Annotated in this window: 9 protein-coding genes and 1 tRNA gene; all 10 read left to right on the top strand. The window is 53.7% G+C overall.

Annotation, left to right across the window (positions count from 1 at the left end; all coding sequences use genetic code 11):
- The first annotated feature begins 153 nt into the window (after positions 1-153).
- The 10 genes from pdxH to ACNQ62_RS08940 all read left to right on the top strand — a co-directional run bounded on the left by pdxH (position 154) and on the right by ACNQ62_RS08940 (position 11,855).
- Positions 154-759, top strand: a complete 606-nt coding sequence (gene pdxH, locus ACNQ62_RS08985) for a pyridoxamine 5'-phosphate oxidase (RefSeq protein ID WP_340244364.1) — start codon at positions 154-156, stop codon at positions 757-759.
- Between the two features lie 72 nt (positions 760-831).
- A complete protein-coding gene (locus ACNQ62_RS08980; protein WP_174226609.1) occupies positions 832-1,380 on the top strand; it encodes a cold-shock protein in 549 nt (182 codons plus the stop codon).
- A 35-nt stretch (positions 1,381-1,415) separates the two neighbouring features.
- Positions 1,416-1,844 (top strand): DUF192 domain-containing protein, encoded by a 429-nt coding sequence (locus ACNQ62_RS08975; RefSeq protein ID WP_418095008.1) that lies wholly within the window; start codon positions 1,416-1,418, stop codon positions 1,842-1,844.
- A gap of 74 nt (positions 1,845-1,918) precedes the next feature.
- Positions 1,919-1,995: transfer RNA gene (locus ACNQ62_RS08970), tRNA-Pro, on the top strand.
- A 640-nt stretch (positions 1,996-2,635) separates the two neighbouring features.
- The gene (locus tag ACNQ62_RS08965; protein WP_418094720.1) at positions 2,636-6,289 is read left to right on the top strand and encodes a vitamin B12-dependent ribonucleotide reductase; all 3,654 of its coding nucleotides are present in this window, start codon (positions 2,636-2,638) and stop codon (positions 6,287-6,289) included.
- A gap of 802 nt (positions 6,290-7,091) precedes the next feature.
- Positions 7,092-8,237, top strand: a complete 1,146-nt coding sequence (locus tag ACNQ62_RS08960; protein ID WP_418094719.1) for a hypothetical protein — start codon at positions 7,092-7,094, stop codon at positions 8,235-8,237.
- 25 nt (positions 8,238-8,262) lie between these two features.
- A complete protein-coding gene (locus ACNQ62_RS08955; RefSeq protein ID WP_418094718.1) occupies positions 8,263-8,817 on the top strand; it encodes a TRAP transporter small permease in 555 nt (184 codons plus the stop codon).
- Positions 8,814-10,121: a TRAP transporter large permease gene (locus ACNQ62_RS08950; protein ID WP_418094717.1), complete on the top strand. Its 1,308-nt coding sequence runs from the start codon at positions 8,814-8,816 to the stop codon at positions 10,119-10,121. Before ACNQ62_RS08955 ends, ACNQ62_RS08950 begins: the two co-directional genes overlap by 4 nt.
- 113 nt (positions 10,122-10,234) lie before the next feature.
- On the top strand, positions 10,235-10,723 hold the full coding sequence (locus tag ACNQ62_RS08945; RefSeq protein ID WP_418094716.1) for a MarR family winged helix-turn-helix transcriptional regulator: 489 nt from the start codon (positions 10,235-10,237) through the stop codon (positions 10,721-10,723).
- A gap of 217 nt (positions 10,724-10,940) precedes the next feature.
- On the top strand, positions 10,941-11,855 hold the full coding sequence (locus ACNQ62_RS08940) for an SMP-30/gluconolactonase/LRE family protein (protein ID WP_418094715.1): 915 nt from the start codon (positions 10,941-10,943) through the stop codon (positions 11,853-11,855).
- Positions 11,856-12,485: the final 630 nt, after the last annotated feature.

The raw sequence follows: 12,485 nt of genomic DNA, 5'->3' as shown, positions 1-12,485 counted from the left end.
GCTGCACGGTGATCGCGGCACTTGAGAGGACGCCGAGATAGACCGCCCTGGCGGTTTTTAGGCGCGACAGTGTGTTTAGTTGTTCTAGTATGTCATTTGATGTAAGGCATTGTCGCAAGATTGCGTCGATGCGCAAGGAAGGGGATCATGATCATGGAAGTGCGCAAAGGCATTTTTGCCGGTGACGATCCCTTTGTGATTGCGCGCCGCTGGCTGGATGAGGCAACGCAGACAGAGGTCAACGACCCAAATGCCATCGCGCTATCGACCGTGGATGCCGACGGTTTGCCCAATGCGCGCATGGTGTTGCTAAAAGAAATCGAAGACGCGGCATTCGTCTTTTACACAAACTACACCAGCGCCAAGGCGCAAGAGCTGGATCACGCGGGCAAGGCTGCTTTCGTGATGCATTGGAAATCCCTGCGCCGCCAGATACGGGTGCGCGGCGTGGTTTCCAAAGAAGAAGGCCCGCAGGCGGACGCATATTACAAGTCGCGTTCGCTCAAAAGCCGGTTGGGGGCTTGGGCCTCTGACCAATCGTCCCCTTTAGCCAGCCGTGCGTCATTGGTCGCCGAAGTGGCAAAAGTCACCGCCAAAAAGGGGCCAAACCCAGACCGTCCACCTTTTTGGGGGGGCTACCGGATCACCCCGGTCGAAATCGAGTTCTGGGCCGACGGAGAGTATAGATTGCATGACCGTTTTGTCTGGCGACGTGCCGACCAAAACGGTGATTGGAGCGTAACGAGATTGAACCCATAAGGCGGCTTTTGCCGCTGATATTTTGTACGCGGGCACGCTGTTGCCTGACCTAGAGAAGACCAAAGGACATTTGTGTCAGAAGTATCCAGCAATAGCTCTGCCATTTCCGGCGTGGTGAAATGGTTTGACCCCGCAAAGGGGTTCGGTTTCGTTGTCTCAGACGCTGGCGGGCCTGATATCCTGTTGCACGTCAATGTGTTACGTAATTACGGTCAAAGCTCTGTCGCGGACGGTGCGCGCATTGATCTGACGGTGCAAAAGACCGAACGCGGGGTGCAGGCGACCCAGGTCCATGCGGTACACCCGCCCGCTGCTGCTCAGGCGATGGCGTTGTCGGATATTGTGGGCATTGATCCCGCGCTGGTGGCCGCCGCACCGCTGGAACCCGCGCGTGTCAAATGGTTCGATAAATCCAAAGGCTTCGGTTTCGCGAATGTGTTTGGCAAAAGCGATGACATCTTTCTACATATAGAAGTGTTGCGCCAGTCGGGCCTGTCGGATTTGCAACCGGGCGAGGCATTGGCGCTGCGGGTCATTAACGGGGAACGCGGCCAGATGGCGGCAGAGGTACATGCATGGGAAACGGTACGACTCGATTCATCTGGCACCGCGCAAAGCTGATCCGCGCGGGTCTTTTGGCCTTTGCCACTCTGGCGATGGCGGGGGCAGCCGCTGCCAAATGCAGTGACACCAGCGTGACGTTGCGCGGCGACTGGGGGCAGGCGCGCTTTAGCGTCGAGATTGCCGATGACGCCGGTGAACGTACCCAAGGATTGATGCACCGCACCTCGCTGGCGGGCAGCGCGGGTATGCTCTTTATCTATGAAGAACCGCAGCCTCTCAGCTTTTGGATGCGTAACACATTGATTCCCCTCGACCTATTGTTCATCGATTCCCACGGTGTGGTGCAGCACATCCACCATAATGCGGTTCCGCTCGACGAATCTCCGCTTGAGGGGGGCAGTAATGCGCTGCTGGCGGTGTTGGAAATCAACGGCGGATTAAGCGCGCGGATGGGCATCACACCGGGGACAGAGCTGCGCCATCCCGCGTTTGCAGGGCGCAATCCGGCATGGCCCTGTTAGTTCGTCAGAAACTATCATTTTCTGTGAACTTAGGGCTTTTCAATCCGATTGCTTGGGGCTAAGTAGGCCGCAGTCGGGGCGTGGCGCAGCCTGGTAGCGCACCTGTTTTGGGTACAGGGGGTCGGAAGTTCGAATCTTCTCGCCCCGACCACTTTAAGAACCACCACATATAGTGTTCCTGATCTGCTTTATGCAGATCAGAACGCTGTATTTGTGTGCAGTCGTTCTTTTTTGCCACAGAAGCACGCTCTAAATCTGGTGAGATAGCCGGGTTTGCGAACCTATATCTGGTGGCTGCATAAATTTTTATCATCCACAGTTCCGCCATGTTTATCCCCAGCCCGCTGTCGGGGATTTTGTGGATAACTCAAGCGATACATGAGCCAGCCACGCTAAACCTTAGCGTTTATTAACTTTATCCGCGGTGTGAAAAAGCCCCCTCGTGATCCGCTGTCTGTGCATATCATTTCGCTGAATCACCGCGCCGACCGAAGCTTCAAAAAATGCCGATCCGGTCAAGACGCAACTTCCCTTATTTCGATAATAAAGCCGTTGACCCAATAGGGCTGCATACGCCAGTTTGTGTAAATCGACGGGCGGGCCACTACATCTGGTGATTGATCGGGGTGGCCTGCTGATCGGGTGAAATTGGGTTTCGCACATTTGCGCCGGTTAAACGGCTTGATCCAAGACCAACCTGATGCGGGTGCGGGGGACGATGCACACCGGCGATAGGTTTGGCGGCCCGATCATGCCGCTGGTTGAGAGTTTGAAAATTTGGGGCAGCACTTATGAAAATCGAGAGAAAATTCACGCGATCCGGTCAGGATGCCTACGCAGAACTGGACTTTGTGAGCACAGCCTCCGAAATCCGCAATCCTGACGGGTCGGTGGTCTTTCGCCTCGATAACGTCGAAGTGCCCTCCAGCTGGAGCCAGGTCGCCTCTGATGTGATCGCCCAGAAATATTTCCGCAAGGCAGGCGTCCCGTCCGAGACCAAGAAGGTCAAGGAAAAGGGCGTGCCAGAATTTCTCTGGCGCTCGGTGCCGACCGATGACGCGACCATGGGCGGCGAGACGTCGTCGAAGCAAGTGTTCGACCGTCTGGCAGGCGCTTGGGCCTATTGGGGTTGGAAAGGTGGCTATTTCACCACCGAAGAAGACGCCCAAGCCTATTATGACGAGATGCGCCACATCCTAGCCAGCCAACGTGGCGCACCCAACAGCCCGCAATGGTTCAACACCGGTCTGCATTGGGCCTACGGCATCGATGGTCCCGCGCAGGGGCATTACTATGTCGATTATAAATCCGGCAAGCTGACGCGGTCGACATCGTCTTACGAGCATCCGCAGCCCCACGCTTGTTTCATCCAGTCTGTCGCTGACGATCTGGTAGGCGACGGCGGCATTATGGACCTGTGGGTCCGCGAGGCGCGCCTGTTCAAATACGGTTCCGGCACCGGCACCAACTTCTCGAGCCTGCGGGCGGCGGGCGAGAAACTGTCGGGCGGGGGGAAATCCTCTGGCTTGATGGGCTTTTTGAAAATCGGTGACCGTGCGGCAGGCGCGATCAAATCAGGTGGCACCACACGGCGCGCGGCCAAGATGGTGATCGTTGATGCAGACCACCCCGATATCGAGGATTTCATCAACTGGAAGGTCATCGAAGAGCAAAAGGTGGCGAGCATCGTCGCTGGCTCGAAGATGCATGAACGCGAGCTGAACAAGCTGTTTGCCGCGATCAAAGCATGGGACGGCGCAGAGGCCGACGCCTATGACCCCGCCAAGAACGACCAGCTGAAGGCCGCGATCCGCGGCGCGAAAAAATGCGCGATCCCAGAGACATACGTCAAGCGCGTGCTGGATTATGCCAAGCAGGGTCATACCTCGATCGAATTCCCGACCTATGACACCGACTGGGATTCCGAAGCCTATTCCTCCGTCTCGGGCCAGAACTCCAACAACTCGATCCGGGTGACCAACGCCTTCCTGCACGCCGTCGAAAAAGACGCCGATTGGGAGCTGCTGGACCGCACCACGGGGCGCGTGTCGAAAACCATCCGCGCCCGTGACCTGTGGGAGCAAGTCGGCCACGCCGCATGGGCCTGCGCCGATCCCGGTATCCAGTATCACGACACGGTAAACGACTGGCACACATGCCCCGAAGACGGCGCGATCCGCGGGTCGAACCCGTGCTCCGAATATATGTTCCTCGACGACACGGCCTGTAACCTCGCGTCGATGAACCTGCTGACCTTCCTGCAAGACGGGGAGTTCATGGTCGAAGACTATATGCACGCCTCGCGTCTGTGGACCGTTACGCTCGAAATCTCGGTGATGATGGCGCAGTTCCCGTCCAAGGAAATCGCGCAGCGGTCCTATGATTTCCGCACGCTGGGTCTGGGCTATGCCAACATCGGCGGTCTGCTGATGAACATGGGCTTTAGCTACGACAGCGACGAGGGCCGTGCGCTTTGCGGGGCGCTGACCGCGATCATGACAGGCGTTTCCTATGCCACCTCCGCCGAGATGGCGGGCGAGCTGGGGGCCTTCCCCGGTCACGCCAAGAACGCCGACCACATGCTGCGCGTCATCCGCAACCACCGCAATGCGGCCCACGGCAAAACCGATGGCTACGAGGCGCTCTCGGTCAAGCCCGTGCCACTGGATCACGCAAACTGCCCGCAAGCCAACCTGATCGACATCGCCACCGCAACCTGGGACGAAGCCCTGCGGCTTGGTGAAAAGCACGGGTACCGCAACGCGCAAACCTCTGTGATTGCGCCGACGGGCACCATCGGTCTGGTGATGGATTGCGACACCACCGGGATCGAGCCTGACTTTGCGCTGGTGAAATTCAAGAAGCTCGCGGGGGGTGGCTATTTCAAGATCATCAACCAGTCGGTGCCCGCAGCGCTTGAAAAGCTTGGCTACGGCTCCGCCCAGATCGAAGAGATCGTCGGCTATGCTGTCGGTCACGGCACCATCGGCAACGCGCCTGCGATCAACCACACCACGCTGGTCGGACACGGTTTTGGCCCCAACGAGCTGGCCAAGATCGACGCGGCGCTGGCACAGGCCTTCGACATCCGCTTTGTCTTCAACCAATGGACATTGGGCGAGGAGTTCTGCACGCAAGTCCTTGGCATCCCTGCCGAAAAGCTGAACGACCCGACGTTTGACCTGCTGAAATCCCTAGGCTTTTCCAAGAAAGACATCGAAGCGGCCAACGACCATGTTTGCGGTACGATGACGCTGGAAGGCGCGCCGCACCTCAAGCCCGAACACTACGGCATCTTCGACTGCGCCAACCCCTGCGGCAAGAAGGGCAAGCGCTACCTGTCCGTCAACAGCCACATCTACATGATGGCGGCGGCGCAAAGCTTCATTTCTGGCGCGATCTCGAAGACGATCAACATGCCGAATGACGCCACCATCGAGGATTGCCAGAACGCATACGAGCTGTCGTGGTCGCTTGGCGTCAAAGCCAACGCGCTGTACCGCGACGGATCAAAACTGTCGCAGCCTCTGGCTTCTGCGCTGGTCGAGGATGATGACGAGGCCGCCGAAACGCTGGAAAGTGGCACCACCCACGAGAAAGCCACCGTGTTGGCCGAAAAGATTGTCGAGAAGGTCATCGTCAAAGAGATCATCAAATCGCACCGCGAAAAGATGCCTCAGCGCCGCAAGGGGTATACCCAAAAGGCCAATGTAGGCGGGCACAAGGTCTATTTGCGCACCGGTGAATACGAAGACGGCTCCTTGGGCGAGATCTTTATCGACATGCACAAGGAAGGCGCGGGCTTCCGTGCGATGATGAACAATTTTGCCATCGCCGTGTCCGTGGGTCTGCAATACGGCGTCCCGCTTGAGGAATTCGTCGACGCCTTCACCTTCACCAAGTTCGAACCCGCTGGTATGGTGCAGGGCAACGACAGCATCAAGAACGCGACGTCGATCCTTGACTATGTGTTCCGCGAGCTCGCCGTGTCCTATCTGGACCGTACCGATCTGGCGCATGTGCAACCCGAAGGGGCCAGCTTTGACAGCCTCGGCCGCGGCGATCAGGAAAGCGTCGCCAATGTGGCGGAAATCTCCGAAACCGCCGCCAACCGCTCGCTCGAGGTGCTCAAGCAGATCAGCTCCACCGGGTATCTGCGCAACCGTCTGCCGCAGGACCTGGTGCTGCTGCAAGGCGGGCAGGGGCACGGCGACACGCAGACGCTTGACCGTGTGATGCCACAGGCAGGGCAAGCCTCGGTCGCGGCCAGCATGGGGTCGACCACAGCGGTGTCCAGCGGCGCGGTCAGCATGGACGCCCGTACCAAGGCAAAGATGCAGGGCTACGAGGGCGAAGCCTGCGGGGAATGCGGCAACTACACGCTGGTCCGCAACGGCACCTGCATGAAGTGCAATACCTGCGGCGGAACGTCGGGCTGCAGCTAATACAAACGCCCAGTTCGCGCAAGTTGTTGATTTTATTGACGCGGGCTGGGGGCAGATCCTTTATGGAGTTTGATGGTCTAGTTCGGCAATAACGGAGAAGAAACGAGGCAACTATCGGACGTGAGCTACCAAAAGGCATGACGTTACATCTCATTACGTTGTCAAATTGCTAGCAGTTTCGGAATGAGAAAGGAGATAGTTTCTTTTCTCATTTCATCGAACAGGGGGCCGGTGCGCTAGCCCCTAACGACGGCCAAGCCGCAGGCATAAAACAAACGAGCGGTAAACGATGAGCTTGGCTATGCGAAACTTAGGGTGCCTTCCGGGCACCCTTTTTTTCCATTCCTATACCAACTAGCAATAGCGCCATGGAATTCGCAATGTGGTGTTAGAACAAACTTTGATGGCTAACTTTGAGTAGTAAGGTCCGCATCGTACTCGAAAACCACGTCGCTGCTCAGCGAACGCCGGTGCCGACGACTTGAATTTTGGAGCTACTCCAAGGGGGGAAAGTTTATCCACTTTTGAAAGTGGCTGTAAAATACAGAATCATCAAACACTTTTCGGAATTACCTAAAATTTCGGCCCTCGGACAATGATGTTAGTTCCACATCTTGTCCTAGGTTTGGTATCTTTCGAGAGAGAGGGGTTATTCAAATATATGATAATAAAGAAGTTTTAACGATATAATGAGTATACTTGATAAATGATCCGTCCCAGTGCATCATTTTTTTGTCAGATATCTGAGTCTGGCGAGGGGAGTGCTTTAGCCCAAGCAGCTAAAGCTAGGAGGAGGAAAGTGATGCAGAAAAATAGTCTATTAAAGGTGGCAGCTGCGCTGAGTTTAATGTCAGCCGCTGGGGTTGCTCAAGCCGATACAATGCGGATCGCCCACGGGTTCCCGGCTCAATCAATTGTAGATGATACCTTTAAAACGCTCGCGCAACATGTCGAAGAAAATACTGATCTTGATACCGAAGTTTTCGCGCTAACGGTGCTGGATCTCAAGCAAGCTTCACCAGGGTTAACATCTGGCGTGGCGGATTCTACTATGCTGTTAACCGCCTATTTTCCAAGCGAGTTTTCTGAACAGAATTTCGTCGCAGATCTGACAATGGTTGCCAATTTGGGAGAACGGCCAACCAGCATCGGTGCGACGGTGGGGGGGGCGTTGATGGAATATGTCACAATGCAATGCCCAGAGTGCGTAGGGCAGAATTTGGCTCAAAACCAGATTGGGCTAGCCTTCGCACCAGGTTCTCAATTCTCGTTGCTGTGCAAGGAGCCCATATCATCGGTCGCTGACGTCAGGGGCCGTGCGATACGTGGTCCAGTGAGTGTGTTTCGACGTTGGGCTGAAACCATGGGGGCCTCGCCAATAACGATTTCTGCGAATGAAGTTTTCGATGGTCTAAATCAGGGCCTTGTCGACTGCACTATCAACGCAGTGGGCGAAATGAGTAACCTAAGCCTTTTTGATGTTGTCGGTGGAATTACTCCGGGCATGCCAGGCGGGACATTTGGCGGTTCGGGTATCGGGCAATTGAACCTAGATTTTTGGCTGAGCCTTTCGCTCGAGGATCGCAAGGCAGTGGCGCGTGGTATGTCTAAAGCCACCGCTTTCATGGTAACCGGATACATGAAGCAAGAAGTGCTAGACCTTCAAACCGCCCGGGACCAAGGAATTGCGATAGTTGAGGCTGATCCCGGTCTTCAATCTGCAACTAAAGCATTCATCAAGGATGATATTGAGACAATCAAAGCGATCTATCGCGATGATTTCGGCTTGGAAAACGTTGATGAAAAAGTCGAAACTTTCATAGGCTTATTGGAAAAATGGAAAGCTTTGACCGACCCACTTGATCCGACTGACACTGAAGCTTTAACCGAGCTGTACTGGACCGAGATACATTCGAAGTTGAACCTTGAAACCTACGGCCTGAATTAGGCTGTTGGATAATGGGGTTCCAATCATGATCAAAAACAATCTTCGCTCAGGGTCAATTAGACCTTGGGCGGCGGTCGACAAGATTGTCGATCTACTCATGGTGGCTGCTGTAATCGCTGTCCTGCTTATGATGTCACATGTGACGGCTGACGTTATCAGCCGCTTGATTCTCGGTCGGTCTCTTCCTGGGACAATCGTAATCGTATCTGAATACTATATGGTTGCCTGCGCATTTTTACCTTTGGCGTATACCGAGCGACTGGGACATCACATATCCATGGATGCAATTTCTGGACTGTTGCCTCGGCGATGGGGACAGTTTCAAGTTGCTTGCGGACATTTGGTTACGCTGGTCGTGTTCAGCTTGCTTACCTACAGCGCTTGGTTAACAGCGTTAAAAAAATATAAACTCGGAGCCTTCGACATGGAATCCGGCCTGCGTTTGTATGTATGGCCGTCCTACTGGCTATTGCCGGTAGGGTGCGGTGTTTTGTGCCTATTCGTAGCCATGCGCTTTTTGCAGTTTTTAATTGGTAGAATGCCCGATAGCGAACAGCTACGCGGAGATAGTCAACTATGAGCAACCTTGAAATAGGCCTGATTTGCATAGGTGTCCTTGTTTTTTTGGTGGCGAATAGGGTCCCGATTGGATTTGCTCTTATTGGCGTGTCCTTTGTAGGAATTTACTGGATCAGTGGACCAAGAGCCGCTTGGGGAACCATCAGTCTAGTGCCGCAGACATTTGCAGCCACATGGACACTGAGCTCGATTCCGATGTTTCTTATGATGGGCTATGTCAGCTACCGGGCGGGGCTAACGCGCGGTCTGTTCAAGTGCGCTCGTCTATGGCTATCGGCGTTGCCGGGAGGCTTGGCGGTAGCTTCTGTATTTGGGGCCGCTGGTTTCGCAGCTGTGGCAGGCTCCTCCATCGCATGCTCGGCCGCGATGGGTAGGATCGCTTTCCCAGAAATGGTCAAATATAACTATGATCCAAAGCTTGCGGCTGGCACGCTCGCCGTGGCCGGGACGCTTGGGGCGCTTATTCCCCCGTCAATCCTGATGATCCTATATGGTATTATAGCGCAGGTCCCAATTGCGTCACTTTTTGTGGGTGGGATATCTGTCGGTCTGATCACAGCGCTTGGGTACATCGGATTGATTATTGTGCGGGTGAAGTTGAAGCCTGAACTTGCGCCGGCGGTAAACGAAGAGATCACTTGGGGAATGCGTTTCAGGGCGCTAAGGGAGACAATACCGATCTTAGTATTGGTCCTGGGGGTGTTCGGAGGTCTTCTCGCGGGCTACTTTACGCCCACAGAGGCGGGAGCGGTGGGGTCGGTGCTCTCGATACTTATTTCGATTGCGTCTCGTTCTTTAAGCTTCGAAGACCTCTGGGAAGCAGCGGTCGAAACCTTAACCACCACGTCTGGCCTTTTTATAATCGGTTGTGGCGCAGCTTTACTTATACGTTTCCTCGCGCTCAGCGGTTCAGGAGAATTCATAACAAATCTAGTTATCGGTTTTGGTTCGGATCCGATATTCCTGATCCTCGGGATCGCAGTAATATACCTTGTTTTGGGTATGTTTCTCGAACCCATCGGCGCAATGCTGCTAACACTTCCAATCGTGCTACCTATTGTTGAGACGGCTGGATTTGACCTCATTTGGTTTGGCGTCTTCCTAACCAAACTTCTTGAGATCGGAATGATTTCGCCTCCAATGGGAATGAATGTCTTTGTCATCAAAGGGGTTGTTGGCGACAAAGTATCTCTAGGTGGTATTTTTCAGGGAATTCTGTGGTTTCTAATGATTGACTTGGTCATCGGCAGCATACTTGTCGCCTTCCCAGAGTTGGTATTGATACCGGTCTCATGGTTGAATTAGAGGTTAGGCCGGTAAAATTTTTATCGGCCTAACGCCCATACGTTTCTACGTTTCGACAAGTATGGTGGAAACCAGCTCAGAAGATAACGAGTTTAAGCTGAATCGAAAGTTTGATGGACAAAAAATCGTGGGAAAGAATTCGAACGCCGGGGTACCAAATTCGGCGTTTACACCAGTTATCAGTCGCCGTTTTTCTGGATTGCTTGCAGCACGTTAACTTGACGCCAATCCAATATACGATCCTTGTGATAATCGATATGGAGCCCGGAGTTGAGCAAACGAGCATTGCATCGCGAGCTGGATTAGATGCCTCGACTGTCGCCGACGTAGTGAAGCGGCTAGTAAAGCACGGTATGATCAAAAGAGAAGTTGGGATCAGAGATAAACGATCTCGTGTAGCGTTTATAACTTCGTCCGGCAAAGCAGCTATCACGGACGCCGCGCCCCTTATTGAAGATGCTATTCAGAATATGCTCTCGCCGTTGGCCAGTGATGAGCAACAGAACTTCCTAAGTATGATAGATCGAATCCTTACACACAATACGTCTGAGAAGTTGGTATCGACTGACGGAAGGCCTTGGCAACGTGAATTGAGGTCGTGAAGCAAAGAAGTGATATGCGAAAATGATTTAGGGTTTAATGCCGCACAGTTTGATCGGTTTTCCGTCTCGGGATTACTGGGGGTCGTGCCTGGCATATTAATAAACGGCGTGTGGAGTTTCTCTATGAAGATAACAGCGTAGTACTCGCATACCCGTTAATTGTCTGAGTTTATTACCTGTTATTAAATGCAAAAACTTGTAAAAAGGTCGATTTAATATGAAGCTTACTAAAGTTTGCGAGGGTCTAGACTTTCCCGAAGGACCAATAGCTATGGCTGACGGCACGGTCATTTTAGTCGAAATCCGTGGTCAGACACTATCTCGCGTAGACCCCGAGGGTAAGATCGATGTTATCGCAAAGCTCGGGGGAGGGCCAAACGGTGCTGCCGTCGGTCCTGACGGTATGATATATGTCTGCAATAACGGCGGCTTTGTTTGGACCGAGACAGATGGCATCAGGCGTCCGATTGGAACTCCAGATGACTATAAAGGAGGGTCAATCCAACGAGTGGATCCTAGTAACGGCTCTGTCGAAACGATTTATGAAAGCTGTGAAGGTCAGCCGCTCAGAGGGCCAAATGATATCGTCTTCGATACGAATGGAGGCTTCTACTTCACGGATCTTGGCAAGTCGACATCGACCTATGTGCACCACGGTGCATTTTACTATGCCAAGACTGATGGCAGGCATATAGCTCGGGTTCATTCTCCGATGATCACACCTAATGGAATTGGGCTTTCCCCAGACAACAGCACGGTTTACGTCGCTGAAACGAGGACCAGTCGAATATGGAGCTTTGACCTTGTCGCGCCAGGAGAAATTGGACCGCTATCATTCGACATGCCCGGTAGACTGGTTGCAACGCTGCCTGACTACCAACTGCTCGATAGCTTGGCTGTTCAGGCGGATGGTAAGATATGCGTCGCAACGCTGATGCGCGGCGGTATCAGCATAGTGTGCCCCGAAAGCGGCGAAGTCGAGTTCGTCGAGGTGGAGGGGGACCCCTATACCACAAACATTTGCTTTGGCGGGGAGGACATGAGCGATGCATGGATTACGGCTTCAGGAACCGGATGTCTTTATCATGCGAGATGGAAGTCACCAGGCCTCCGTTTGAATTATAACGGGTGAAAGGGAGCTATCTTGATTTCACTGCGAGATGGTATTGTGTCGCAAACCGGCCCAAACCGGACTCTCAACACGCAATACATATGCTGCGGTGCGGGCATTCAAAAGAGGCATTCGCTGCGACTGTGAGTACCAAGGGCTTTGAGTGTATCGCGAGGGCAATGCCTGCATCAGAAACAGCCAATTTGTCGCAGAAGCCTTTGAGCACCCTCCGTGGGATCGGCCAGCGCATTGGCGCTACCACCAGAACGCAACCGTTATCTGAGAATTAAGTTGAAGCTTTAAGGTCACGCTACATCGTCACATGAAACTTCCCCTATTCCGAGTAAATACGCGATATTTATTGCAGTGACGAATAGGACGTATTGCCCTCGAAATGTGCTCTGAATACCCAACACACCGGAACTGCAATTTCACCGAAACACCTGCGAGTTTGAACATTGGAGCCATGCCTCCAAGGGCCTTGGTATCACATCGACCAGCCAGATCGGTTTCCCAACCGTTTGATCAGGAAATCAATGAATATCCTTGTTTTGGGAGTCAAAACATTGGAGCGGGGATAGACCAGCCAAAGGACCGTCGCTTCGTTCAAGGACCATTCCGGAAGCACACGGTGTTGATTGTCACTGAGAA

The organism is Sulfitobacter sp. SBS6 (assembly GCF_048285585.1).
Taxonomy (GTDB): domain Bacteria; phylum Pseudomonadota; class Alphaproteobacteria; order Rhodobacterales; family Rhodobacteraceae; genus Sulfitobacter; species Sulfitobacter pontiacus.
Note: the sequence above shows the minus strand (reverse complement) of the source record. Positions and strands in the feature narration are given on the sequence as shown.

What these genes read in the sequence shown, in the direction of transcription:
- pdxH (WP_340244364.1), top strand. Translation starts at nt 154, where the DNA reads ATGGAAGTGCGCAAAGGCATTTTTGCCGGTGACGATCCCTTTGTGATT.
- ACNQ62_RS08975 (WP_418095008.1), top strand. Translation starts at nt 1,416, where the DNA reads ATGGCGGGGGCAGCCGCTGCCAAATGCAGTGACACCAGCGTGACGTTG.
- ACNQ62_RS08965 (WP_418094720.1), top strand. Translation starts at nt 2,636, where the DNA reads ATGAAAATCGAGAGAAAATTCACGCGATCCGGTCAGGATGCCTACGCA.
- ACNQ62_RS08960 (WP_418094719.1), top strand. Translation starts at nt 7,092, where the DNA reads ATGCAGAAAAATAGTCTATTAAAGGTGGCAGCTGCGCTGAGTTTAATG.
- ACNQ62_RS08955 (WP_418094718.1), top strand. Translation starts at nt 8,263, where the DNA reads ATGATCAAAAACAATCTTCGCTCAGGGTCAATTAGACCTTGGGCGGCG.
- ACNQ62_RS08950 (WP_418094717.1), top strand. Translation starts at nt 8,814, where the DNA reads ATGAGCAACCTTGAAATAGGCCTGATTTGCATAGGTGTCCTTGTTTTT.
- ACNQ62_RS08945 (WP_418094716.1), top strand. Translation starts at nt 10,235, where the DNA reads ATGGACAAAAAATCGTGGGAAAGAATTCGAACGCCGGGGTACCAAATT.
- ACNQ62_RS08940 (WP_418094715.1), top strand. Translation starts at nt 10,941, where the DNA reads ATGAAGCTTACTAAAGTTTGCGAGGGTCTAGACTTTCCCGAAGGACCA.